This window comes from Ruegeria sp. BHSC276 (genome assembly GCF_059612945.1).
On sequence record NZ_JBXWRP010000006.1, the window covers coordinates 229,556 to 255,131 of the forward strand.

The 25,576-nt window shown below is 62.0% G+C and carries 21 protein-coding genes and 2 tRNA genes; 12 read left to right on the forward strand and 11 right to left on the reverse strand.

Annotation, left to right across the window (positions count from 1 at the left end):
• Positions 1–114 precede the first annotated feature (114 nt).
• Positions 115–1,134, forward strand: coding sequence for an AraC family transcriptional regulator (locus tag AC2FMD_RS11970; RefSeq protein WP_496741813.1), 1,020 nt, complete (start codon positions 115–117; stop codon positions 1,132–1,134).
• Positions 1,135–1,321: 187 nt separating this feature from the next.
• Here the strand turns inward: AC2FMD_RS11970 and rpoD are convergent, their stop codons facing one another.
• The 9 genes from rpoD to AC2FMD_RS12015 all read right to left on the reverse strand — a co-directional run bounded on the left by rpoD (position 1,322) and on the right by AC2FMD_RS12015 (position 13,387).
• Complete coding sequence (gene rpoD, locus AC2FMD_RS11975; protein WP_496679575.1) at positions 1,322–3,310, reverse strand: RNA polymerase sigma factor RpoD; 1,989 nt, start codon at positions 3,308–3,310, stop codon at positions 1,322–1,324.
• Positions 3,311–3,424: 114 nt separating this feature from the next.
• A complete protein-coding gene (gene dnaG, locus AC2FMD_RS11980; RefSeq protein WP_496679574.1) occupies positions 3,425–5,374 on the reverse strand; it encodes a DNA primase in 1,950 nt (649 codons plus the stop codon).
• A gap of 80 nt (positions 5,375–5,454) precedes the next feature.
• Positions 5,455–5,751 carry a hypothetical protein gene (locus AC2FMD_RS11985; protein ID WP_149776787.1) on the reverse strand — a complete coding sequence of 99 codons (297 nt, stop codon included), beginning with the start codon at positions 5,749–5,751 and terminating at the stop codon, positions 5,455–5,457.
• Between the two features lie 33 nt (positions 5,752–5,784).
• Positions 5,785–6,330, reverse strand: a complete 546-nt coding sequence (locus AC2FMD_RS11990) for a sarcosine oxidase subunit gamma (RefSeq protein WP_496795045.1) — start codon at positions 6,328–6,330, stop codon at positions 5,785–5,787.
• Entirely contained in the window at positions 6,323–9,256 is a 2,934-nt protein-coding gene (locus AC2FMD_RS11995; protein WP_496795046.1) for a sarcosine oxidase subunit alpha family protein, read from the reverse strand. The genes AC2FMD_RS11990 and AC2FMD_RS11995 overlap by 8 nt, the downstream gene beginning before the upstream one ends.
• Positions 9,253–9,516, reverse strand: coding sequence for a sarcosine oxidase subunit delta (locus AC2FMD_RS12000; RefSeq protein WP_496741805.1), 264 nt, complete (start codon positions 9,514–9,516; stop codon positions 9,253–9,255). Before AC2FMD_RS12000 ends, AC2FMD_RS11995 begins: the two co-directional genes overlap by 4 nt.
• Before the next feature lie 53 nt (positions 9,517–9,569).
• Complete coding sequence (locus tag AC2FMD_RS12005; RefSeq protein WP_496795047.1) at positions 9,570–10,823, reverse strand: sarcosine oxidase subunit beta family protein; 1,254 nt, start codon at positions 10,821–10,823, stop codon at positions 9,570–9,572.
• A gap of 134 nt (positions 10,824–10,957) precedes the next feature.
• On the reverse strand, positions 10,958–11,857 hold the full coding sequence (locus AC2FMD_RS12010) for a hypothetical protein (protein ID WP_496795048.1): 900 nt from the start codon (positions 11,855–11,857) through the stop codon (positions 10,958–10,960).
• 99 nt (positions 11,858–11,956) lie between these two features.
• The gene (locus tag AC2FMD_RS12015) at positions 11,957–13,387 is read right to left on the reverse strand and encodes a Glu/Leu/Phe/Val family dehydrogenase (RefSeq protein ID WP_496679563.1); all 1,431 of its coding nucleotides are present in this window, start codon (positions 13,385–13,387) and stop codon (positions 11,957–11,959) included.
• Positions 13,388–13,709: 322 nt separating this feature from the next.
• Between AC2FMD_RS12015 and AC2FMD_RS12020 the strand changes: the two genes are divergently transcribed.
• The 3 genes from AC2FMD_RS12020 to AC2FMD_RS12030 are packed head-to-tail and all read left to right on the forward strand — an operon-like array spanning position 13,710 to position 16,427.
• Complete coding sequence (locus AC2FMD_RS12020) at positions 13,710–15,329, forward strand: pilus assembly protein TadG-related protein (protein ID WP_496710920.1); 1,620 nt, start codon at positions 13,710–13,712, stop codon at positions 15,327–15,329.
• Positions 15,326–15,859: a TadE/TadG family type IV pilus assembly protein gene (locus AC2FMD_RS12025; RefSeq protein ID WP_496710921.1), complete on the forward strand. Its 534-nt coding sequence runs from the start codon at positions 15,326–15,328 to the stop codon at positions 15,857–15,859. The genes AC2FMD_RS12020 and AC2FMD_RS12025 overlap by 4 nt, the downstream gene beginning before the upstream one ends.
• Position 15,860: 1 nt before the next feature.
• Positions 15,861–16,427 carry a TadE/TadG family type IV pilus assembly protein gene (locus AC2FMD_RS12030; protein WP_496710922.1) on the forward strand — a complete coding sequence of 189 codons (567 nt, stop codon included), beginning with the start codon at positions 15,861–15,863 and terminating at the stop codon, positions 16,425–16,427.
• On the opposite strand, the gene AC2FMD_RS12035 is transcribed toward AC2FMD_RS12030, so the two are convergent.
• Positions 16,424–16,900, reverse strand: coding sequence for a hypothetical protein (locus AC2FMD_RS12035; RefSeq protein WP_496795049.1), 477 nt, complete (start codon positions 16,898–16,900; stop codon positions 16,424–16,426). The two genes, AC2FMD_RS12030 and AC2FMD_RS12035, sit on opposite strands and share 4 nt — an antisense overlap.
• A 158-nt stretch (positions 16,901–17,058) precedes the next feature.
• On the opposite strand from AC2FMD_RS12035, the gene AC2FMD_RS12040 reads away from it, so the two are divergent.
• Entirely contained in the window at positions 17,059–17,970 is a 912-nt protein-coding gene (locus AC2FMD_RS12040) for a pirin family protein (protein ID WP_496687035.1), read from the forward strand.
• A 21-nt stretch (positions 17,971–17,991) separates the two neighbouring features.
• Here the strand turns inward: AC2FMD_RS12040 and AC2FMD_RS12045 are convergent, their stop codons facing one another.
• Positions 17,992–18,579, reverse strand: coding sequence for a TetR/AcrR family transcriptional regulator (locus AC2FMD_RS12045; protein ID WP_496741798.1), 588 nt, complete (start codon positions 18,577–18,579; stop codon positions 17,992–17,994).
• Between the two features lie 101 nt (positions 18,580–18,680).
• On the opposite strand from AC2FMD_RS12045, the gene AC2FMD_RS12050 reads away from it, so the two are divergent.
• The 7 genes from AC2FMD_RS12050 (at position 18,681) to AC2FMD_RS12080 (ending at position 25,574) form a co-directional block, all read left to right on the forward strand.
• Positions 18,681–18,929, forward strand: a complete 249-nt coding sequence (locus AC2FMD_RS12050; protein ID WP_496679548.1) for a hypothetical protein — start codon at positions 18,681–18,683, stop codon at positions 18,927–18,929.
• 139 nt (positions 18,930–19,068) lie between these two features.
• Complete coding sequence (locus AC2FMD_RS12055; RefSeq protein ID WP_496679546.1) at positions 19,069–20,355, forward strand: homoserine dehydrogenase; 1,287 nt, start codon at positions 19,069–19,071, stop codon at positions 20,353–20,355.
• A gap of 72 nt (positions 20,356–20,427) precedes the next feature.
• On the forward strand, positions 20,428–21,411 hold the full coding sequence (gene glpX / locus AC2FMD_RS12060; protein WP_496679544.1) for a class II fructose-bisphosphatase: 984 nt from the start codon (positions 20,428–20,430) through the stop codon (positions 21,409–21,411).
• Between the two features lie 78 nt (positions 21,412–21,489).
• Positions 21,490–23,232: a single-stranded-DNA-specific exonuclease RecJ gene (gene recJ, locus AC2FMD_RS12065; protein WP_496795050.1), complete on the forward strand. Its 1,743-nt coding sequence runs from the start codon at positions 21,490–21,492 to the stop codon at positions 23,230–23,232.
• Between the two features lie 109 nt (positions 23,233–23,341).
• Positions 23,342–23,416: transfer RNA gene (locus AC2FMD_RS12070), tRNA-Glu, on the forward strand.
• A 24-nt stretch (positions 23,417–23,440) separates the two neighbouring features.
• Positions 23,441–23,515 (forward strand) — tRNA-Glu (locus AC2FMD_RS12075).
• 319 nt (positions 23,516–23,834) lie between these two features.
• Entirely contained in the window at positions 23,835–25,574 is a 1,740-nt protein-coding gene (locus tag AC2FMD_RS12080) for an ABC transporter substrate-binding protein (RefSeq protein ID WP_496679539.1), read from the forward strand.
• The last annotated feature ends 2 nt before the right edge of the window (positions 25,575–25,576 follow it).

Below are 25,576 nucleotides of genomic sequence, written 5' to 3' on the forward strand. Positions count from 1 at the left end.
CGGGCCAAACAGTGCCTTCTGCACAATGTTAGACCCCAGCACGACCGTCCCGGTTGTTCAAGAACAAGGTTTGCGCGCATACTCCGACGAACTGCGCTGGCTTGGACGGGTCCCATGGATGTCGAAATCACAAGGCTTAAGCTTTTGGCCGCCGAATTGGAACGCGCGGCGGAAAACCCGGAGTTGGTCGCACGGGTATTTGACCGCGCCGACCTGACCCCGGCCCAACTCTCGGCGGCCGAAGCCCGGATCAGCGCACAAACCGAGGCTAGCTTCATCCGGCACGCCTGTGATGTGCTGGGCGACATCACCTTTGCAGCCAAGGCCGGATTGCGGGTCACTTCGGCGTCCAGCCTCGCGGCCTATATCAGCAAATATTCGCGCGACCTGAAGCAGGTGATGGAAAACACCATTCGTTTTCACCGCTTCATCGACCCGACCCTTGGTTTCAGCATGGACCTGTCCGGCAACGCTGCCACGCTGGGGCTGCATTGGAAAGATGCGCGTTTCGCCCGGTATCACCGCCGGACCGAGTTTCTGATGTTCGCCGCCATCGCCCGAATGCGCACGCTGACGGGAGTGCACCTCAACCCGATCGAGATCCGGTTCCAGCACCAGGTCGGGCGGCATGAGGCACGCTTTTCAAGGCTTGCCGGTTTTCCCGTCCGCTTCGGCATGGAGCAGATGGAGATCCTGCTTCCGCTGACGGCGCTGGACCTGCCCATCCCCACTTACGATCCCCGCCTTCGAGAACATCTTCTGGCCTATGGCGAACGGCTGCTGGCCGAAAACGGACAAGAGCGGCAAACCCTGCGCAGCCGGGTCGAGGGGGTGATCACGCAATCCCTCCCGGGCAGGATCATACGCGCCGAAGACGCCGCTCAAACGCTGGCCATGAGCCCGCGTACCTTTGCCCGTCGTCTTGGAGCCGAAGGCACCAGTTTTCGCCAGATCGTCGATGACCTGCGCTGTGATCTGGCCCAGACCCTGCTGCGAAACGAGATGACCCTGGCCCAGGTCGCCTATGCGCTTGGCTACGCCGATCAGTCGGCGTTTTCGACGGCTTTCAAACGATGGACCGGGCACCCGCCCAGCACCTTGAAGGCCCGGGTGGACCATCCAATCCAACCGTGAAGGGTGGCCGAGGGTCATCGGCGTCACCACCTCGCCCCGGCCCGTCCCATGAGTGGACATTGACCATATGGAGCGCGTGACGGCCAACCGCATGCGCGGTTATGCCAAGTTGATTACATGTTTGGACAGTGTGACCCTGTCTGCCCCGCAACGAAAAAAAGGCGCCTTGATCGAGGCGCCTTTGAGATCACTGATCCAGGAAAGACCGCAATTTGCGGCTGCGGCTGGGGTGTTTCAGCTTGCGCAGCGCCTTGGCTTCGATCTGCCGGATCCGTTCGCGGGTCACGCTGAACTGCTGGCCGACCTCTTCCAGCGTGTGGTCGGTGTTCATGCCGATGCCGAACCGCATCCGCAGAACCCGTTCCTCGCGCGGGGTCAGCGAAGCTAGAACCCGGGTCGTGGTTTCCTTGAGGTTTTCCTGAATGGCGCTGTCCAGCGGCAGCACGGCATTCTTGTCCTCGATGAAATCGCCCAGCTGGCTGTCTTCCTCGTCGCCGATCGGGGTTTCCAGAGAAATCGGCTCCTTGGCGATCTTCATCACCTTGCGAACCTTCTCCAGCGGCATCTGCAGCTTTTCGGCCAGTTCCTCGGGCGTCGGCTCGCGGCCGATCTCGTGCAGCATCTGGCGGCCGGTCCGCACCAGCTTGTTGATCGTCTCGATCATGTGCACCGGGATACGGATGGTGCGCGCCTGATCCGCGATCGAGCGCGTGATCGCCTGACGGATCCACCAGGTCGCGTAGGTCGAGAACTTGTAGCCACGGCGGTATTCGAACTTGTCCACGGCCTTCATCAGGCCGATATTGCCTTCCTGAATGAGATCAAGGAATTGCAGGCCACGGTTCGTGTATTTCTTGGCGATCGAGATCACCAGGCGAAGGTTGGCTTCGACCATTTCCTTCTTGGCCTGACGTGCCTCTTTCTCGCCCTTCTGAACCTGCTGGACGATGCGGCGGAACTCGCTGATGTCCAGACCGACATACTGACCGATCTGCGCCATGTCGTTGCGCAGCTCCTCGACCTTGTCCGACGAGCGTTCGATGAACATCTGCCAGCCACGTCCCGGCTTTTGGGCCATGTCGGAAAGCCAGTTGGGATCAAGTTCACGACCACGGTATTCGTCGATGAACTCGCGCCGGTTGATGCGGGCCTGATCGGCCAGCTTGACCATGGCGCTGTCCAGCGACATGATCCGCTTGTTGATACCGTACAACTGGTCGATCAGGGCCTCGATCCGGTTGTTGTGCAGGTGCAGCCCGTTCACCAGTTCGACGATTTCCGAGCGCAACTTCTGATAGGTCGCCTCGTCCTCCGCGCTGAACGAGCCATCTTCGTTCAGCGTGGCCGAGATCCGACTGTCCTGCATCTCGGACAGCATCGCGAAGTCGGTCGAAATACGTTCGAGCGTCGTCAGGACCTGATCCTTGAGCGCCGCCTCCATCGCCGCCAGCGACATGTTCGCCTGATCTTCCTCGTCGTCGTCATCGTCCGAAGCGATCGGGTTTCCGTCGGCATCCAGTTCGGGGCCGGTGTCCTTAGCGGGTTTCGACGCCTGAACCTTCGACGTATCGACGACGGGCTCCTCAACGTCTCCGTCCTCGTCCAATTGGTTGCCGAAGGTGGCCTCCAAGTCGATCACGTCGCGCAGCAGGATGTCCTCGGACAGCAGTTCGTCATGCCAGATCGAGATCGCCTGGAAGGTCAGCGGGCTTTCGCAAAGCCCGGCGATCATGGTGTTGCGTCCGGCCTCGATCCGCTTGGCGATGGCAATCTCGCCCTCGCGGCTCAGCAACTCGACGCTGCCCATCTCGCGCAGATACATGCGCACCGGGTCGTCGGTGCGGTCCAGCTTTTCGGTCTGCGACCCCGCCAGCGCAACCTCGCGGTTGCTGTCAGTCGTGACCAGATCGGTCGAGCCCTTCTGCTCTTCCTCCTCGGCCTCTTCGTCTTCAATGATGTTGATGCCCATCTCGGAGAGCATCGACATCACGTCCTCGATCTGTTCCGAACTGACCTGATCCGGCGGCAGGACCTGGTTGAGCTGGTCGTAGGTGATATAGCCTTTCTCGCGGGCCTCGGCGATCATCTTCTTGACCTGGGCCTGGCTCATGTCCAGCGAGATTTCCTGTTCCTGGTCGTCGGACTTCCGTTCCTCGTTGGTATCCTTGGCGGCCATTCAGTGCTCCTGCAGGGATGGGTGATTCGATGGAACCGAATCATTAGCGCGTAGAAGTGATTCGGCCACCCGTTTACCCGTTTTTCTTTTCCAGTGCTTTATGAAAACACCACCTCAGCGGCGTTTCCGCTCGAACTTGATGCCCGACATGATCGCCTGAAACGCGTCCTTCTCATCGCGATTGATTCGCGCCCCGTTCTCAGCAATGTCGAATACGGCCCTGTCCTCGTTCTGGCTGCGACTTGCGCGGTTTCGCTCTTCGGCGGCTTGCGCCAACCGGAACGTCAATGCCTCGTCCGTTACGTCAGACAGTTCCTCCTCGGCCTCGGCAATCTCGGCATCCAGCCCCCGGAGCGCTTTGATTTTTGCGAGTTCCTCGGCCAGTGTCATCTGTGCCTTTTCGACGTCGCCCGGTTTGTGCACACAGGGGATCACTGCGACATGGCGAAGGCCCAGCAGGTTTTCAAGAGGTCCGGCCCCCAAAGTTTCGACAATGTGGTCCTTTAGGTTGTCCGGGTCGTCGATCGCGTGGCGCAGAACGGCATCGCGCAGAGCGGCCAGTTCGGGGTCGAGGCACTCCATCTCCTCCAGCTGGGTCTCGAACTGGATCACGACCTGAGGGTTCAGGATCGCAATCGCCAGGATCGCCGCTTCACGCAGGCGGATTTCAGCGTTTTCCGTGGACGCCAGAAACGACGATCGCGCGCTTGGCGTCGGCGCCCGCCGCTCGGGCTGCCATTTCCCGCGCGGCTGCCAAGTGCGGGGGCCGGACTGCCGCTGCGGGCGGAAAAGCTGCCAGCGCAGGTCCTTGATCTCCTGCCCGTAATGGGCGCGGATCGACGGGTCGCGGATCAGCTGGATCTTTTCGCGCAGCGCCTTGTCCAGGGCCGCCTTGCGCTCGGGGCTGTCGAACACCTTGCCCTCGGTCTCGCGCCGCCACAGAAGCCTGACCATCGGTATGGCCGCGTCCAGCACCGCCTGAACCGCTGCCGGGCCTTCGGCACGCAGCAGGTCGTCGGGGTCCTTGCCCTCGGGCATCAGGGCGAAACGCAGCGACTTGCCGGCCACCAGCAGGGGCAGCGCCAGGTCGATGGCCCGCATCGCCGCGCGCAGACCGGCCGTGTCGCCATCCAGCGCGATGATCGGCTCGTCGGCGATGCGCCACAGCATGTGCAACTGATGTTCTGTTATCGCGGTGCCCAGCGGCGCGACGGCGGCGCCGAAACCTGCCTCGGACAGGGCGATCACATCCATATAGCCCTCAGCCACGATCAGCGGTTGCCCCTTGCCCGCAGCCTGACGGGCCGGTCCGTGGTTGTAGAGGCTTCGCCCCTTGTCGAACAGCGCGGTTTCGGGCGAATTCAGATATTTGGCGTTATCATTGGGATCCATCGCCCGCCCACCGAACGCGATGCAACGGCCGCGCGGGTCGCGGATCGGGAACATGATGCGGTTGCGGAACGTGTCATAGGGCTTTTTGCCCTTGGTCGACGGTTTAGCCAGACCGGCGCCCAAGATCAGGTCCTCGGCCACGTTTTTGCCGCGCAGGTGGTCCCACAACGCCTGCCAGCCGTCGGGCGCAAACCCAATTTCCCAGCGGTCCAACGCCTGAGTGTCCAAACCGCGGCGGTCTAGATAGGCGCGCGCCTCGGCCCCTGCCCCGGTCTTGAGTTGCAGGCGGAAGAACTGCACCGCCTGCTCCATGACATCGGCCAACTGCGCCCGATGGTCCTGCTTTTCCTGCGCTTTGGGGTCGCGCGCGGGCATCGGCAATCCGGCCTCGCGAGCCAGGATTTCGACAGCTTCCATGAACGAGACATTCTCGGTGTCTTTCACGAAGCTGATCGCGTCGCCCTTGGCGTGACACCCGAAGCAGTAATAGAACCCTTTCTGGTCATCCACATGGAACGAGGCCGTCTTTTCGTGATGGAACGGGCATGGCGCCCACATGTCGCCCTTGCCCGGATTGGACTTGCGATTGTCCCACATGACCTTGCGCCCAACGACCTGAGACAGGCTCAGACGGGTGCGCAGCTCATCCAGAAATCCAGGGGGCAATGACATGTGTCATACATGGCAGAAACGGGACCGCCCGCCAAGGGCGCGGCAGGCCTTTGTCCACAGCCAATTGGCGGCCCTGTGGATTATTGCTGCAGGCACAGCTCCATCCAGGCGGCGCCGAGGTCTTTTTTGCGGATATCGCGCATCTTCTGCTCGTAGACCCACGGGGTGATCAACGGGATCGCGGCGTTGTAATTCTCGGGCCATGTCGGGCCGGCCTCGGCCACCGCCTGCGGGACGTCCCGTTCCTTCACGCGATCCAGCCGCGCCTTCTGGATCGCGGCAACGACCTCGGCCTGGTATTTGCAGCTTTGTTCCTTGGTTTCAGCGGCAGCCAGCGGCGTGGCCAGCAGGGCGGCGGCAAGTGCGATGCGCAGCATTGGGTCCTCTTGGAATCGTTACCTCGGCCCAGTCTAGCGGCGCGCGGCGACGCCTTCCATGGCCCTTTTCAGATCATGCACCAATGATGCGGCCATCGACCGGAACACCATGATCTGAAAGGCTTTCTCACCGATCCGGGTAATCGAGGCGTTCATGTGAAACAGCAGCGTCCGCACCGTATGCCCGCGTTTGAAGTGCTGCGGGCGCAGATCGACGGGCACCAAACGGGCCAAAACATCCTCGGCCACGTCGCCCTCAAGCCGCACCACGGCCCAGGCATCGGACTGGTCGACGACCGCGGCGTGGGCGGACAGCGAAGGGTCCGGTGCGGGGCCGATCAGCATGGCCTGACCCGGGCCGAACCAGATGGCCCGCGCGCCTTCTTTCCCAGTGGCGCGGTTCGGGGCCGGCAGGGCCATGCCATGCGCCGCCTTCATCGCGTCGGACAGTGCTTTGGTCTGCCCTTGAAAGGCCGAAACCGCATGTATCGCGCCCGGGTCGACCTCGGTGACCGAGACCGTTCCAATGGTCAGCGGCAGCAGCCCGTCACACGGGGTCTGAGCAATCAGCTTATCCACGCACACGCTCTCCCTCTGGATCAAAGAACACCGGGTCCGTCACCTCACACAGCGTGGTCACGCCGCGCAGGTGATCGACCATCTTGACGATCTCGCCATGACGGTCGGGGCCATCGGCCAGAAACGCCAGCCCCAGCATGCTGCCCAGCGTTGGCGAATAGCAGACCGAGGTCACATAGCCCTGATCGTTGGTGCGTACCGGCGCGTCCTCTTCGTTGTACAGATGCGCACCTGCCAGCAACTGGCGGCTTTCCCCGATGGGTTTGAGCCCGACCAACCGCTCGCGCCCCGGCGCCTCAAGCCCTGGGCGTTCGGACATGGTCTTGCCGATGCAGTCCTTTTTCTGCGACACCATCCGCCCCATCCCGATGTCATAGGCCGTGGTCCGCCCGTGGATTTCGGCATGGGTGATGAACCCCTTCTCGATCCGCAGGACGTTAAGCGCCTCCATCCCATACAGGCCGCCACCCAGCGCCTCGGCCCGTTGGGCCAGAATGTCGAACAGGCTGGCTCCATACCGCGCAGGCACGGCAATCTCATAGGCGTGTTCGCCCGAGAAAGAGATCCTGAACAGACGCCCCGGCACCCCCAGAACCGAAACCGGACCGCAGGCCATGAACGGCCATTCAGCATCATCCAGCGGGGTGTCCAGCACGCCGTTCAGCACCTCGCGCGATTTGGGGCCGGCCACGGCGAATTGCGCCCATTGTTCCGTCACTGAAACCAGCGACACGTCCCAATCGGGCCGCAGACCCTGACGCATGAATTCCAGATGTTTCATCACGTCACCGGCGGCGGCGGTCGTGGTGGTCATCAGGAAATGACTGTCACCCAACCGCGCGGTGGTGCCGTCATCCATGACGAACCCATCCTCACGCAGCATCAGCCCATAGCGCACGCGCCCGACCTTCAGCGTCGAAAACGTGTTGGTATAGACGAAATCCAGAAACTGCGCGGCGTCGCGCCCCTGAATGTCGATCTTGCCCAGGGTCGACACATCGCACACGCCGACCGCCGTGCGCACCATCTGCACCTCGCGGTCGCAGGACTGACGCCACGTGGTCTCGCCCGGCTGCGGGAAATAACTGGGCCTGTACCATAGCCCGGCCTCGACCATCGGTGCCCCGCGCGCCACCGACGCCTTGTGCGAGGTGGTGAACCGCTGCGGTTTGAAACCCGCCCCCTCGGACCCCGCGCCCAGCGCAGCGATGGCAATCGGCGTGTAAGGCGGGCGAAAGGTGGTGGTTCCGGTTTCGGCAATCCCGCGCCCGGTGGCATCCGCCAGCACGGCCAGCGCCGCGACATTCGAGTTCTTGCCCTGATCGGTGGCCATGCCCTGCGTGGTATAGCGCTTCATGTGCTCGACCGAGCGGAAATTCTCGGTCGCGGCCTGTTTGACATCCTTGACGGTCACGTCGTTCTGGAAATCCAGCCACGCGCGCCCCTTGCCCGGTACCGCCCACAGCTGCGCGATTTCATAGGGCTGGTCCTCGGCCTGCGGCGGCTCGGGCTTGGGCGCCTTGAGGCCCAGGACACCCAGCGCCTCGGTCGCAGCCGAAATGCCTTCGCGCAGACAGGCAGCGGTGGAAAACGCGCCGTTGCAGGCCCCGGCCGTGCGCATCCCGGGCACGGCGCCCGGCGTGGGCACGAAGGCGGCAATGTCACGCCGCCAGGTCGGTCGACCGTTCATGTGGCAGGTCAGGTGGACCGAGGGGTTCCATCCGCCGGTCATCGCCAGACAATCGGTCTGAATGCGCTCTTCTCCGCTGGCGCGGCGCACGGTGATCGACTCCAGCCCCTTGCGCCCTGAACTGCCACAGACCTGCGCCCCGCGCAGCACCGGATAATCGGATGTCACCGGCCCGTCATGGCGGCTGTCGATCACGGCGGCAACGTGGACCCCAGCCGCCAACAGGTCGCGGGCCGTCCGGTGGATGTCATCGGTGTTGCCGAAGATCGTGACACTCCGGCCGGCCGCGACGCCCCAGCGGTTCAGATAGGCCCGCACGGCCCCGGCGGTCATGATGCCGGGCCGGTCATTGTTTCGAAACGCCACCGGGCGTTCCAGCGCCCCGGCCGCCAGAACCGAGCGGCGGGCGGCGATCCTCCAATATGTTTCCAGCGGCGCACCGGCAGGACGGTCGCCCGTATGGTGCAAGACCCGTTCGAGCGCGGCAAAGGTGCCCTGGTCGTAGGCCCCGGCAATCGTCGTGCGGGTCATCAGCCGCACATTCTCCATCGCCCGCAGCTCGGCCAGAACCTCGTCTACCCAAACGTGACCCGGCTTGCCATCCACCTCGAGCGTCTCGGCCAGCAGACGCCCGCCCATCTGGTTGCTTTCGTCGGCCAGAATGACATCCGCCCCGGCTCGGCCGGCCGTCAAGGCGGCCATCAAACCCGCGGGGCCAGCCCCGATCACTAGCAGATCGCAGAAGGCATAGGCACTTTCATACGTGTCGGCATTGGCCTGCCCGGACAGCGCGCCCAACCCCGCGGCGCGGCGGATCATCGGTTCGTACAGCTTCTCCCAAAAGCTGCGGGGCCACATAAAAGTCTTGTAGTAGAAGCCCGCCCCCAGAAAGGGCGCGGCCAGATCGTTCACCGCCATCACGTCGAAGCTCAGACTGGGCCAGCGGTTCTGGCTGCGCGCCTCGAGGCCCGGATAGATCTCTTGCATCGTGGCCCGCACATTCGGGTCCTGCGCGGGACCTCGGCCGACGGTGACCAGCGCGTTCGGCTCTTCGCTGCCAGCAGTCAGAACGCCGCGTGGGCGATGATACTTGAACGACCGCCCCATCAGGCGCACGCCATTGGCCAGCAGCGCCGAGGCCAGTGTGTCGCCCTCAAAGCCCGAATACCGGATTCCGTCAAAGGAAAACTCGACCGGTGTGCCGCGGTCGATCAGCCCCCTTCCAGCGACCCTCATCGTTTGCCCCCGGACGCAGGCTCGGTCGCCGATATTTCGTGGGTCAGCGTGTTTCGGGTCACGACGATCCATGCGCCGCAGCCGCCCTCGTGATACCACAGATCCCGCGTCCTGCCCGCCGGATTGTCGCGCAGATAGACGAAATCGTCCCAGGCGTCAGGCCCGGCATCCGGGACGGGCCGGTCCAGGTCGACGGCGGCCCCGCGATAGTAGAACTCGCGGCGGTCGCGCTCGCCGCAATACGGACAGGTGATCCTCATGGCCGCGCCTCCTGGCTTTCACAAGTATTCGAACGAAACATCCCGGCCCGCCCCTAATGCAGATTGTGCTGAGAGCCCTTGCCCTCTTCATCGATGATCCCGCGCCCGGTGCGGAAACGATCCAGCCGGAACCCTGTCGCGTTCTCGTGGTACCGGTCGGTGGCCATGAGGTGGGCAAACACGTTGCCCGAGCCCGGAACCGCCTTGAACCCGCCGTAGTTCCAGCCGCAGTTCAGATACAGCCCGTCGATAGGGGTGCGGTCGATGATCGGCGACCCGTCCGGCGACATGTCCATGATCCCGCCCCAGGACCGCAGCACCCGGGCCTTGCCGATCATCGGCATCAGCGCCATACCGGCCTCCATCACGCTTTCGACCGTGGGCAGATTGCCCCGCGCCGCGTAGGAGGCATAGAAATCCAGGTCGCCGCCGAACACCAGCCCGCCCTTGTCGGATTGGCTGATGTAGAAATGCCCCATCCCGAAAGTCACGACGTGGTCGATGCAGGGCTTCAGCCCCTCGGTCACAAAGGCCTGAAGCACATGGCTTTCGATCGGCAAACGCATCCCGGCCATCGCCGCGACCTGGCTGGACCGGCCCGCAACCACGATCCCCACCTTCTTGGCCCGGATCGCCCCGCGCGTCGTCTGCACCCCGCGCACGGCGCCGTTTTCGATGTCGATGCCCGTGACCTCACAATTCTGGATCAGATCCACCCCGCGCTGGTCCGCCCCGCGGGCATAACCCCAGGCCACGGCATCATGCCGGGCCGTGCCGCCGCGCGGATGGTATAGACCGCCATAGATGGGAAAGCGCAGATCGTCATAGTTCAGATACGGCAGCATCTCGCGCAGTGCATCGCGGTCCAGCAGGATGGCATCGTCGCCCTGGCTGATCATCATGTTGCCCCGCCGCGCGGCCGCGTCCCGCTGCCCGTCCGAATGGAACAGGTTGATGATGCCCCGCTGTGAATGCATCACGTTGTAGTTCAGGTCCTCTTCCAACCCCTCCCACAACTTGAGGGAATGCGAATAGAACTCGGAATTTCCTTGCAGAAAATAGTTGGCGCGAACGATCGTCGTGTTGCGCCCCACATTGCCGCCGCCGATATAGCCCTTTTCCAGCACGGCGACATTTGTCAGCCCGTGCTCTTTCGCCAGATAATACGCGGTGCTGAGACCGTGCCCCCCGCCGCCGATGATGACGATGTCGTATTCGGCTTTGGGCTCGGGATCACGCCAATGCGCCGTCCAACCTTTGTTGCCGGTCAGTCCTTCCTTCAGGACGCGTAAGCCGGAAAAGCGCATTCAGATCTCCCTGCGGGTTTGCTGGCATCAAACCAACTTCCAAAAGGAGTAGCAATCCGGGCTCGGGGCTCCGCATCCGTTTTCGACAAGATTTTGTCAACGCGCGACCGAACCGGTCGCAAACGAATTCGCCCTCAGAACCGCAGACGGAAGGCAACACCGACGATCGGAGCGGTATCATAGCCCTGCCGGCTGACCTCTTGCCCCGCTGCATTGTCCAGGCGCAACTCGCCGTCAAACTCGGCACCCGCAAATGCCGACAGCGAAACTCCGGGGTTTGGCGCGTATTCAACCGACAAAACGACTGGAATGCTGCTGTCCTCGCCCACGCCGCCCGGTGCCAACCCGCTTTCGTTCAGCTGAAAGCGGACCCGCTCGGACCGAACGGCAAGCCCCACGCTGACACTTTCCGAAGCCTTGTATTCCAGCGTGACGCCGGGGCCTTGAGTGGCCCCCAGCGCGCGCCCGGTGCTCAGACGCCAGCGCTCGGCAAAGGTCCAGTCGACCAGAAGCGCAGGAAAGACTTCGAGGTCATTGGTTCCAACCTCGGAGAACACGCCAAATGCCGGGCCGATGCGCAGATTGGGGTTCACCGCCCATGAAATGCCGGCGAAGGCACCATAGGTGAAGCCGTCCGAGGCACTGGCGCCGGTCTCGTAATCCCATCTCAACTGGGGCGAGACGATCACCTTAGCCCCGTTGTCCAAAGTGAAGCGCAATGGAACGCTCAGGCGAATGTCGCGGATGTCGTCCCACGGCTGGTTTCCGGGCAACCCGAAATCGTAGGCAAACTGACCGAAACTAGCCAGCAACCCCACAAAGGACCCGTCACCATAGCCGTAAATGCCGCCTGCCCGCAGGAACGCGCGCGATGCGCTGAAATCACCGCCGCCCTCAAGATCGGCGCTGCCCTGATAGACAACCAACCCTTCCACAGTCGGCGTCCAGCCTTGTCGGGGTTGGGCAATGGCAGCAGTCGCAAGCGCCAAGGTCGCGGACCCAATCGCCGCGGCCCAAGCTACAGAACGGGTCATTTGCATGAGATCCTCGGTGGCTTCACTGCATGAACTCCAGCGCAGGATGCGCGGCAACCGGACTTTTTGTCAAAGCCCGATTGCCCAGTTTCCGAGACGTCAAAGGCCTTTGGCGCGATAGCTTTTGGCCACGCGGTCGATGGACACGATGTAGGCCGCGGTGCGCAGGTCCTCGACGTCATTGCGATCGTGCCATACCTCACGCATCGCTTGGTAGGCGATGCGCATCGTGTCATCCAGGCCCGAACGCACCAACTCGAGCTCATCCGCGCCTTTGAGGTATTTGGCCTTGAAGTCCGGAGACATCGACCATGCATCGCCAAGATAGCGGTCCAGCCGTTCCAGCTCCTTCACGATCAGCTCGTGTCGCGCCTCTTCCTGACGGCGCTGCATCCGGCCGAAACGAATGTGACTCAGGTTCTTGACCCATTCGAAATACGAGACCGTCACACCGCCCGCGTTGGCATACATGTCGGGAATGATCACGGTGCCCTTCTTGCGCAGAACTTCGTCGGCCCCGGCGGTCACCGGACCATTCGCTGCCTCGATGATCAGCGGCGCCTTGATGCGCTCGGCATTGGACAGGTTGATCACCCCTTCCAGCGCCGCCGGGATCAGGATGTCGCACTCCTCTTCCAGCACAGCAGTGCCTTCGGCGGTATGCGTCGCATCCGGGTAGCCCTTCACGCCCCCATGTTTGACGATCCATTGATGCACCGCCTCGACGTCGATCCCCTCGGGGTCATACAGAGCACCGTCGCGCTCGATGATGCCCACGATCAACGATCCGTCCTCTTCGCTGAGGAATTTGGCCGCGTGATAGCCTACGTTGCCCAACCCCTGAACGATGACGCGCTTGCCCTCCAGCGACCCCGACAGGCGCGCCTTCTTGACGTCCTCAGGATGGCGGAAGAATTCGCGCAGCGCATATTGGATGCCACGCCCCGTCGCCTCGACCCGGCCCGAGATGCCGCCCGCATTCAGCGGCTTGCCGGTCACGCAGGCCCTCGCGTTGATATCGGTGGTGTTCATCCGCGCGTATTGGTCGGCGATCCAGGCCATCTCGCGCTCGCCGGTGCCCATGTCGGGGGCCGGAACGTTCTGCGAGGGGTTGATCAGGTCGCGCTTGGCCAGTTCATAGGCGAAACGGCGGGTGATCTGCTCCAGTTCATGCTCTTCATATTTGCGCGGGTCGATGCGCAAACCGCCCTTGGACCCGCCGAAAGGCGCCTCGACCAGGGCACACTTGTAGGTCATCAGCGCGGCAAGCGCCTCGACCTCGTCCTGGTTCACGGCCATGGCATAGCGGATACCACCCTTTACCGGCTCCATGTGTTCGGAATGAACCGAGCGATATCCGGTGAAGGTATGGATCTGCCCTCGCAACCGAACCCCGAAACGGACGGTGTAGGTGGCGTTGCACACCCGGATCTTCTCCTCCAGCCCCGGCGGAAGATCCATCAGGGCGGCCGCCCTGTTGAACATCAGATCCACGCTTTCCCGAAAGCTGGGTTCCTTGATGGTCGTCATAAAATCCTCCATGACGGTAGACGACGAAGCAATGGCGTTTTGTCGCACCCTTGGCAGGTGGCTGCAATCACGATCTGCACTTTTTTTCATCAGCTTGTGAACGGCAGGTTTGCGCGCGCAGACCTGAGTCGCCGCAGGTTAACCATTTGGTCAAATTGTCAACTTACCGGAAACAAAGCCCCGCCATCACCCGGAATGCGGACGATTCTCATTCAAAAAGAGCGCTCTAGGGGCAAATCCGCCCAATTCTCGCCACGTTCTGTGGGTAATTTTGTACACGAAATTTTTACGCGTCCGCTCTCTGCTCCGCGAGGTATCCAAAATGGCAACGCCGAATAACTATTTCAAAAAGGTCCGTGCCAACAGTGTTTTTTGTCGCGTCCGTCAATTTGCCGCGAACGAAGACGGCACCTTCACTATTTTGGTCGTTTTCCTGTTTCTGGCACTTCTTGCCGCAGCCGGGATCGGCGCGGACTTGATGAATTACGAGCGCGACAGAGCCAACTTGCAGTCGACTCTTGACCGGGCGGTACTTGCTGCCGCCGATCTGGACCAGAAAGAACCTCCCCAAAAGGTGGTCGAAGCCTATCTCGAAAAAGCCGGTCTGCTGGAGCAACTGAAAACAGTAGAGGTTCAGGAGTCATTCGGAACCCGCAAAGTGTCGGCAACGGCAGAAGCAGTGGTGGAAACGAACTTCATGCGCCTCTCCGGTATCAAAACCATGACAGCTCCTGCAGCAAGCGCCGCTGAGGAGTCGATCGGTGCCGTCGAGATTTCGCTGGTGCTGGATATTTCTGGATCAATGGGCAATGCTTCGGCCACTGCCGGAAAAACGAAACTGCAGGTTTTGCAGGACGCTGCTGTCGATTTCGTTCGACTTATGCTGGACAGGGAAGACGGTGGTTCGGACGGCATATCGATTTCGATTATTCCTTATGCCACCCAAGTCAACGCTGGAGAGCCGATCCTGAGCAAGTTCACAAATGTAACGCAAGAGCATAGCTACTCTCACTGCGTGAACTTTATTCCCGAGCAATACAGCGATTCAGACCTGCATCGGGATGACACGCTCGAACGGACCGCTCATTTCGATCCATTCACCTATTCCGAGGGCACCATCCGGATGCCGGTGTGCCCGGTTCGTGCCGGCAGCGCGATCACCCCGGTGACCGATAATCTGGTCGCATTGGAGAACCAGATCAAGGCCTTGACCGCTCAGGGGAACACATCAATCGATGTGGGCATGAAATGGGGCACCGCCCTCTTGGACCCCAGTATGCGTGGTATCGTGGCCGATCTTTCCGCAGAAGGTCTGGTGCCAGCCAAGTTTGCCAACCGCCCGACGGATTACGGCGGCGACGTTCTAAAGATTGCGATCGTTATGACCGATGGTCAGAACACGGATCAGTACATGCTGAACCCATCGCTGCGCGAAGGAATGTCTGATGTGTGGTACAACGAAGAAGCAGAAGAATACACGATTTACCATTCTCAGGGCAAACCCAATTACTTCTGGCCACAGCAAGACATGTGGGCTGATCATCCATTTGGCAGCCCCGACCCCGAAACGCCAGCCAATGAAGAGGTCGGGACGGCTGTTCGGTTGAGCTATCCGGAACTGTTCAACCGCGTCTCGCTGGCCTGGAATGCCAAGTACAACTACTATTGGCAGTCCAGCGGCTGGGCCGAATGGTATTCCAAGGCATATTCCAAGGTGGAAACATCCGCCAAGAACCAGCACACCAAGCACATTTGCGATGCGGCCAAGGATCAGGGCATCATCGTTTATGGCATCGCTTTCGAAGCGCCCCGCTCCGGATACAGAACGATCAAAAACTGCGCGAGTTCGGACAGCCATGTGTATGACGTCGAAGGGCTGGACCTGGAAAAAGCCTTCGCGTCGATTGCATCCTCGATCAGAAAACTTCGGTTGACCCAATGATTAAGTTGCTCGAGTCCAGAATGCGTCGGTTCCGACGCTCGGAAGATGGCAACGCAACAATCGAGTTCATCTTCATCTTCCCTGCCTTCATGTTCTTCGTGTTGTCGGGTGTCGAACTCGCCTTGCTGACGACGCAGCAGGGCATGCTGGAAAGGGCCGTCGACATAACAGTTAGGGACATTCGTCTTGGAACCGGCAACAACCTGCAACATGACGATATCAAGGACGTCGTTTGTGAGCGTGCCCAGTTTATCAAGAACTGCTCGGAAAACCTTCGCCTGGAGATGATCAAACAAGACCCATTTCAGGTTTTGGCTCTTCCAGAAACGCCAGACTGCACCGACAACTCGGAGCAAGTAAACCCCGTTCGCAACTTTGAAAACGGCCTCGAGAACGAACTGATGATATTGCGGGTCTGCGCGAAAATTGATCCGGTATTCCCCACGTCGGCAATGGGACGAGCGTTGGTGGATGAAACCGGGCAATACGCCTTGACCGCGACGACTGCGTTTGTACAGGAGCCTTCGTAAAATGTGGACTAGTCTAAGGCGCATAGGAACCCGTATCAGCCAGTTCAAGCGAGACGAAAGTGGAATTCTGACCGTCGAAGCGATAATGATCTTTCCGCTTCTGTTTTGGGCGGTAACCGCGACCTATGTCGTGTTTGAGGGATTTCGCCAGAGCGCATCGAATTTGAAAGCCGCATACACGATTGGCGACCTAATCTCGCGAGAAACCCGAACGATCACAGAGACATATGTCGACACGCTTCATGAACTTATGGAAGCGATGGTAAACAATCGATCGGAAATGAGGATGCGCATTTCTCTGATCGTTTATGATGAGGAAGAAAAGCGTCACGAAGTACGTTGGTCCACGGTGCGTGGGTACGATTTTGAATGGACCAACGCCAACATCAAGGAAATAGAAAACAGCCTTCCGCCAATGCCTGATCAGGACACGTTGATCCTCGTGGAAACATCCAACGACTATGTACCGTTTCGCACTCCAGGATGGGGCATCGGAACAGGAATTACATTTGATAACTTCGTGTTTACGCGACCTAGGTTCACCAACGAAGTTGCGGGCGCAGTTTAGCCGTCGGACTCGCCCGCCAATAACGCGGACAGCATCTCAGACATGAACTTGGTCTCGGCGGCGGCCGTCATGCCGCCGACACCAACCCGTCGCCCGATGCGCCACCACAGGCCGGGCGCCCAGGCGCGCTCGGCCCTGCTTTTGGTCGTGACCAGAAAACCGTTTGACGGTTTGAACGCAAACACACCGCGGTCCACGCCTTCGATATCCGCCACTTCCAGAATCCTGATGCCGCTGCCCGTGCGCAGTTCCGTGCGCGTCAGCTCGATCCGGTCGGCAGTCGCGTGCCAGACCCGATGCGCCAACCAAAGGGCCGAGCCGCCGACGGCGAACAGAAAAACCTGCCACAGCGGCGCGGGCGGTCTGGCCAAGGCGACATAGATCACCAGCGCCCCAACCGACAGCAGCATCGCCACCCCCATCCACCGACGTGCCGCCGAGGCCTGCACCGTCGCCAGAATCTCGTCCTGCATCCGAACCTCCATTCGTTTCAGACCCCGTACCTGAAATTCCGCGACAACAACAGACCATTGACGGATTTGTTGAAACACGCACAGGCGCGGTGAGTTTTCGTTGAATTGACCGCAGCGCGTCGCCGCCCCTATTCACAATCACAACCGCAGGAGGCCCTATGTCCCTTAGACCCACCCTCGAAACCCGCAAAGCCGTTCCGACTCTTGAAGGCGCCGGCGTTAAGCTGCACCGCGCATTTGGTTTTCAGGACCCGTCCGAGCTGGATCCGTTCCTTCTGTTCGATGATTTCCGGAACGAGGTCCCTCGGGACTATCTGGCTGGGTTTCCCTGGCACCCCCATCGCGGAATCGAGACGATCACCTATGTGCTGTCCGGTACGGTCGAACACAAGGATTCGCTGGGCAACAGCGGGACCCTCGGCGCTGGCGACGTGCAATGGATGACCGCCGGATCGGGAATCCTGCATCAAGAGATGCCCAAGGGGAACGCGTCAGGGCAGATGCATGGGTTTCAGTTGTGGGGCAACCTGCCCTCGGCCCAGAAAATGACTGCACCCCGGTATCAGGACGTGCAAGGCAAGGACATTCCCGAAATCGTAGATGACGACGGCACCCGGGTTCGGGTCATCGTCGGCACGTTCTGGGGAAAGACCGGCCCGGTGGACGGAATCGCGGCCGACCCGCAATACCTGGATATCTCGGTTCCCGCCGGTGTCCGAAAGACCTTCAAGATCGACACCTACCGCCGCGCCTTTGCCTATGTGTTCGAAGGGCAGGCCGCCTTTGCGGATGCCTCCAAGCCCAGAGGGGTCCTGCTGGAGAAAGAAGTCGCCGGGCAGGAAGTGAACATCCGGGACATGTCCGGAAACCGAACCCTTGTGCGCTTTGGAACGGGTGACGAAGTAACCGTCCAGGCGGGACCGGACGGGGTACGGTTCCTACTGATTTCAGGGGCTCCGATCAACGAGCCCGTGGCCTGGCACGGACCGATCGTCATGAACACCCGCGCCGAGCTTGAACAGGCCTTTCGCGAGTTGCGCAACGGCACCTTCATCCGACCTGCCCATTGACGGCCCAGGCGGAGAGACGGGTCAGGCGGACACGGCCTTGCGCACCATGTCCCAATAGATCTGTTCGACCTGATCCAGCGACAGGCGCCCGCCGGCCCGATACCAGGTCATGACGCCGTTCAGCATCGCAATCACCGCAAGCGTGGCAATCTTGGCATCCTGAAGCGCGAACAACCCCTCGGCCTGTCCGGCGACCAGGATTCCCTGCAGCGCGTCCTCGTAATCGCGCCGCAGGGCTTCGATCTCGGCAAAGTTCTCGGGGGTGAGGTTGCGCAGCTCCATGTAGGCGATGAAAACCTCTTCGGGCCGCTGCATGTGGAACCGGATGTGGAACCCGACGAACTGACGCAGCGCATCAAGCGCGCAATCCTGCGGCGGCAAACCCTTCTGGGCGGCCAGCAACTCCTCCATGTGGTCGCGCATCAACCGGTACAGAAGGCTTTGCTTGTCGGGCGTATAATTGTACAGCGCACCGGCCTGTACGCCGACCTCGGCCGCGATTTGCCGCATGGAAACAGCGGCATATCCATATCGCGCGAACAGATGCAACGCCGCTTTGCGTATGCGCGGGCCTGTGATATCCGAGTGAGAACCTTGTGTGCGTGCCATGATCGGCAGTTTATATGAACAAACGTTCAAATAGAACCCCGCTTGATCCCGGGCGTCGGAAGGTGCATCACGACAGGGTACGCAACTCTACGGGATCCGCGATGAAGCCGCTGCCTGTCCTTTTTCTTGTGGCACTGTCCGCCGGATGCACGGACTTCCCCGAGCTCCGAGGCCGCGAGGCAGCAACCGTCGTGGATGCCCCCTACCCCAAACTGATCCCGCTGGACGAGGCCTTGGGGCCACCGGTTGACGTGGCCAGCGAGGCTGCTGATCTGAGAAAGGATCTGACCGAGCGCAAGAAGTCCCTGCGCAAGCGCGCCAACCGGTTGCAGAACACTCCGATCGACTAAAGGAAGACCGGCCATCGACCGGTGCAGACGGTTGCTGGGACGCTGACCGATTGCACCGCCGGTCCGAACCCGCTAAGGCAGCGAAGAACGGGCGGAATGCCCCGAACAGCCGAAACCCGAGCAGAAAGGAACCCACGGAATGACACAGGCGCTGCGGCTTGGAATTGCTGGCTTGGGAACCGTGGGCGTGGGCGTGGTCAAGATCATCCGGCGCCACGCCGATCTGCTGCAGTCCCGCACCGGCCGACCCATCGAGATCGTGGCCGTTTCAGCGCGTGATTCCACCAAGGACCGCGGCGTCAACCTGTCGGGCTACGCTTGGGAGACCGACCCGGTCGCCTTGGCCCGGCGTGACGACATCGACGTGTTCGTCGAGCTGATGGGCGGTGAGAACGGGCCAGCCAAGGCCTCGGTCGAGGCGGCCCTGACCACCGGCAAGGATGTCGTGACGGCAAACAAGGCGCTGCTGGCGATCCACGGTCAGGCGCTGGCCGAAATGGCCGAGGCTGCCGGCCGCGTGATCCGGTTCGAGGCGGCCGTCGCGGGTGGTATCCCGGTCATCAAATCGCTGACCGAAGGTCTGGCCGGGAACGAGATCACCCGCGTGATGGGCGTAATGAACGGCACCTGCAACTATATTCTGACCCGCATGCAGTCGCAGGGTCTGGGCTACAACGCCCTGTTTGAGGAATGCGCGCAGCTGGGCTACCTCGAGGCCGATCCGAACCTGGACGTAGGCGGCATCGACGCGGCGCACAAGCTGGCGCTGCTGGCGTCGATCGCCTTCGGCACGAAACCCAATTTCGACGGGATCGAGATCGAGGGGATTCAACACATCAGCCTGGACGACATCCACCAGGCAGACGACATGGGCTACCGCATCAAGCTGCTGGGCGTGGCGCAACGCACACCGCGCGGGCTGGAACAGCGGATGCAGCCTTGCCTGGTGCCCAGCGACTCGCCGCTGGGACAGTTGGAAGGCGGCACCAACATGGTGGTGATCGAGGGCGACGCGGTGGAACAGGTCGTTCTGCGCGGCCCCGGCGCGGGCGAAGGCCCCACGGCCAGCGCAGTCATGGGCGATGTCTGCGACCTGGCGCGCGGGCTGCGCATCGCGACCTTCGGGCGTCCGGCCACCACTCTGGTCGATGCCAAACCCGCCATCACCGGCCTGCCCGCCCCGTATTACCTGCGACTGGCTCTGCTGGACAAACCCGGTGCGCTGGCAAAGGTGGCAGCCATTCTGGGCAATGCCGGCGTCTCGATCGACCGGATGCGCCAATACGCCCATGCCGAGGACACCGCCCCGGTTCTGATCGTCACCCACAAGACCACCCGCGCCACCCTGGACATCGCGCTGGAGGAACTGCGCAAGACTGACGTGGTTTCCGGTGAACCGGTCGCGCTGCGCATTGAGCAGGTCTGAACCCTTGCGGCCTGCGCCACGGGCAGGCTATGCCAGTCAACAACGTCCAAGATTGCCAAAGGATACCCACGCATGAGCGCTGCCAAGATCGATTTCAATGACCGCATGTTGTCCCTCGGCCTGGCCCGGGTCGCCGAACAGGCCGCCTTGGCCTCGGCCTCGTTGGTCGGGCGCGGTGACGAGAAGGCAGCCGATCAGGCCGCCGTCAACGCCATGCGCGAACAGCTGAACTTGCTGGACATCGCCGGCGTGGTCGTCATTGGCGAGGGCGAGCGCGACGAGGCGCCGATGCTGTATATCGGCGAAGAGGTCGGCACCGGCAACGGCCCCGGCGTGGACATCGCGCTGGACCCGCTGGAAGGCACTACCCTGACCGCCAAGGACATGCCCAACGCGCTGACCGTCATCGCCATGGGGCCGCGTGGGTCGATGCTGCACGCGCCCGACGTGTACATGGACAAGCTGGCCGTGGGCCCGGGCTATCCGGAAAAGGTTGTGTCGCTTGACATGAGCCCGCGCGAGCGGGTCGAGGCCCTGGCCAAGGCCAAGGGCTGCGAGCCCAGCGACATCACCGTCTGCATTTTGGAACGTCCCCGGCACGAGGCGATGATCGCCGAAGTGCGTGAAACTGGCGCGTCGATCCGGCTTATCACCGATGGGGACGTGGCCGGTGTGATGCACTGCGCCGAGGCAGAGGAAACCGGGATCGACATGTATATGGGCCAAGGCGGCGCCCCCGAAGGCGTTCTGGCGGCCGCGGCGCTGAAATGCATGGGCGGCCAGATCTTCGGCCGGCTGCTGTTCCGGAACGATGACGAACGCGGCCGCGCCGCCAAGGCAGGCATCACCGATCTGGACCGCGTCTATTCGCGTGACGAAATGGTGACGGCCGACGTGATCTTTGCCGCAACCGGCGTGACCGGCGGGTCGCTGCTGCCGCGCATCAAACGTCAGCCGGGCTGGGTGGAAACCACCACGCTGCTGATGCGGTCGAAAACCGGCTCGGTCCGGCGCATGACCTACCGTACGCCGATCTGGCCGCACCTGAACGGGTGATTGCCCGATCGGCATCGTCAAAACCAACTCACAGGCCGTGCCCGCCCGGGCTCGGCCTTGCCCGTCAGGAGGGATAGGTTGAGCTTTCTGGGTGTCGAGCACTCTCTGACCGGCCGTAGGTGGGTTGGCCCACCGCCCGAGATGGACCGCGCCGCCGAAATGCTGGCACAGCAGACCGACCTGCCCCGCCCGCTGTGCCAGGTGCTGGCCCGCCGCGGCGTGGCCCCAGCCGAGGCCGAGAGCTTTCTGGCGCCCAAGCTGCGCGACCTGCTGCCCGACCCGCGCGAGCTGAAGGACATGGAAACCGCCGCCGCCCGTTTCCTGCAAGCCGTGCGGCACAAACAGCGCATCGCGATCTTTGCCGATTACGACGTGGACGGTGGCAGTTCGGCCGCCCTGCTGATCGTGTGGCTGCGTCAGATGGGGCTGAACGCCACGCTGTACGTGCCCGACCGGATCGACGAGGGCTATGGCCCGAACGCACCCGCGATGGCCCAGCTGGCCGCGACGCATGACCTGATCATCTGCGTCGATTGCGGGACGCTCAGCCATGATGCCATCGCGGCGGCCCAGGAGGCGGACGTGATCGTCCTGGACCACCACCTGGGCGGAGAGACCCTGCCCGACTGCGTGGCCGTCGTGAACCCGAACCGCCAGGACGAAAGCGGAGACCTCGCCTATCTGTGCGCCGCCGCCGTCGTGTTCCTGATGCTGGTTGAGGCCGGCCGGCAGCTGCGCGCGGCGGGCGCCAAGGGCCCTGACCTGATGGCGATGCTGGATCTCGTGGCTCTGGCCACGGTTGCCGATGTTGCGCCTCTGGTCGGGATCAACCGCGCGTTGGTACAGCAGGGGCTGAAGGTCATGGCGCAGCGCCTGCGGCCCGGCCTTGTGGCTCTGTCCGACGTGGCGCGCATGGATACCGCGCCCAACAGCTATCACCTGGGGTTCCTGCTGGGGCCACGGGTCAACGCCGGGGGGCGCATCGGTCAAGCCGATCTGGGCGCGCGCTTGCTGAGTACCGACTCTACCGTCGAAGCAGAAGCCTTGGCCAAGCGGTTGGACGCGTTGAATACCGAACGGCGCGACATCGAAAACGCCGTGCGCGCCGCCGCGCTGGTCCAGGCCGAAGATCGTGGGCTGGACGCACCGCTGGTCTGGGCGGCGGGCGACGGTTGGCATCCGGGCGTCGTGGGCATCGTGGCCTCGCGCCTGAAAGAGACGGCCAACCGCCCGGCGATCGTGATCGGCTTTGACGGCGACGAGGGCAAAGGGTCGGGCCGCTCGGTTTCGGGTGTCGATCTGGGGGCCGCGATTCACCGGCTGGCGTCCGAAGGGCTGCTGGTCAAGGGAGGCGGGCACAAGATGGCCGCAGGTCTGACCGTGATGCGCGATCAGCTGGAACCCGCCATGGCGCGCCTGAGCGAGTTGCTGGCCAAACAGGGGGCGGGCGAAGGCGGCCCCGCCGACCTGAAACTTGACGGTGTTCTGATGCCTGGCGCCGCCACGGTGGCATTGATCGAGCAGATTGAGCAGGCGGGTCCGTTCGGGGCCGGTGCCCCTGCCCCACGCTTTGCCCTGCCAGACCTGCAGGTGCGCTTTGCCAAACGCGTGGGCGAGACCCATCTGAAGTTGTCCCTGTCCGACGGTATGGGCGCAGGGATCGACGCCATCGCCTTTGGCGCCTTTGATGGCCCGATGGGCGATCGGCTGTCAAATCACGGCGGTGCCCGGTTCCATTTCGCAGGCCGGCTCGAGATCAATACCTGGGGCGGACGGCAGAGCGTTCAGCTGCGCCTGGAAGACGCGGCCGAGGCGAAATGACCCCTTTCGAGCCTGCCGGAACCGGGGCGCAAAAAAGTTTCACATGGCTGCATTTTTCGTCTTGCGGGGGCGGAACGTAATCCGTAAAAGGCCCTCCACAAGCCAGCGTGGCCCGTTCGTCTATCGGTTAGGACGCCAGGTTTTCAACCTGGAAAGAGGGGTTCGATTCCCCTACGGGCTGCCACTTGTGCTTGTGCAAGGCTTGCGTGGCCCGTTCGTCTATCGGTTAGGACGCCAGGTTTTCAACCTGGAAAGAGGGGTTCGATTCCCCTACGGGCTGCCACTCTTACTTTCCACCAAATCCATGGCGTTCCGTCGCTGGTGAACTGTTCACAGCCCGGGTCCGGCTGGGTCTGAGGTTCGGCGTCGACACCTTTCGGGTGGCTGGGCAACACAGCCCGACGCGTCCTCATCGCCCGCGACGCTACGTCGAACCCATTTAATGTCTCATTAATTCAAGATCTTACCTCATATCTCTGAGAGATCGAAACCGGGCGCCGCCTCAATTACTAATTTTTTAGTTTGACAGACTCGCGGAAAATCGCCGATGCTGCCTTTCATCCGGGTCGCACCGGAGAACCATAAATCTTGGGAGGAGAAAGATGCGGAAACATCTTTTGTCCGCAGTGGCGGCGGCTGCCGTCATTGCGGGGCACGGTCCGGTTTGGGCCGACGAAGCCGCAGCCAAACGCTGGATCGACGACGAATTTCAGCCATCCGCCTTGTCGAAAGACGAGCAGATGGCGGAGATGCAGTGGTTCATTAAGGCTGCTGAACCCTTTGCCGGAATGGAAATCAACGTCCTGTCGGAAGGCATCCCGACCCATTCCTATGAATCCGAGGTTCTGACCAAGGCATTCGAGGAAATCACCGGCATCAAGGTCAACCACCAGATCCTGGGTGAAGGCGAGGTCGTCCAGGCCGTTCAAACCCAGATGCAGACCGGTCGGAACCTGTATGACGGCTATGTCAACGACAGCGACCTGATCGGGACGCATTCGCGCCTGCAACTGGCCTATCCCCTCTCGGACATGATGGAAGGCGAATGGGCGGCTACGACCTCTCCAACGCTGGATCTGGACGACTTCATGGGCATCCAGTTCACTACCGGGCCGGACGGCAAGCTGTACCAGCTGCCCGACCAACAATTCGCCAACCTGTACTGGTTCCGCAAGGACTGGTTCGATGATGAAGCCAACAAGGCCGCATTCAAGGAAAAATATGGCTATGATTTGGGCGTTCCGGTCAACTGGTCTGCCTACGAGGATATCGCCGAGTTCTTCACCGAGGACGTCAAGGAAGTCGACGGGGTCGCGATCTATGGCCACATGGATTACGGCAAGCGCGCGCCCGATCTTGGCTGGCGCATGACCGATGCCTGGCTGTCGATGGCTGGCGCCGGCGACAAGGGCGAGCCCAACGGTATACCTGTCGATGAATGGGGCATCCGCATGGAAGCGGGCACCTGCAACCCGGTCGGCGCTTCGGTGTCGCGTGGCGGTGCCGCGAACGGCCCGGCGGCGGTCTATGCGATCCGCAAATGGGACGAATGGCTGCGCAAGTACGCGCCTCCGGGTGCGGCGTCCTATGACTTCTACCAGTCGCTGCCCGCTCTGTCGCAAGGCAACGTGGCTCAGCAGATCTTCTGGTACACGGCCTTTACCGCCGACATGGTCAAGCCCAAGTCCGAAGGCAACAACACTGTCGACGACGAGGGCAACCCGCTGTGGCGGATGGCGCCCAGCCCTCATGGTCCCTATTGGGAAGAAGGCCAGAAGGTTGGCTATCAGGACGTGGGATCGTGGACCTTCCTGAAATCCACCCCGTCGGATCGAGCACAGGCCGCGTGGCTGTACGCTCAGTTCGTGACGTCCAAGACCGTCGATGTGAAAAAGTCCCATGTGGGTCTGACCTTCATCCGCGACAGCTCGGTCAATCATGAGTCATTTACCGAACGCGCACCCAAGCTGGGTGGCCTGGTCGAGTTCTACCGCTCGCCTGACCGCGTGGCATGGTCGCCGACCGGCATCAACGTTCCCGACTACCCCAAGCTGGCCCAGATCTGGTGGCAGCAGATCGGCGACGTGAACTCGGGCGCCTTCACCCCGCAAGAGGCGATGGACCGTCTGGCCGAAGAGATGGACATCACCATGGCCCGTATGCAGGCCGCGGATGAAAGCGCTGGCGTTTACGGCGGCTGTGGTCCGCGCCTGAACGAGCCGCGCGACCCCGAATATTGGCTGAGCCAGCCGGGCGCGCCGAAGCCGAAGCTGGAAAACGAGAAGCCGCAAGGCCAGACCGTCAACTATGACGAACTGGTGGCACGCTGGCAGTCCCAGTAAGC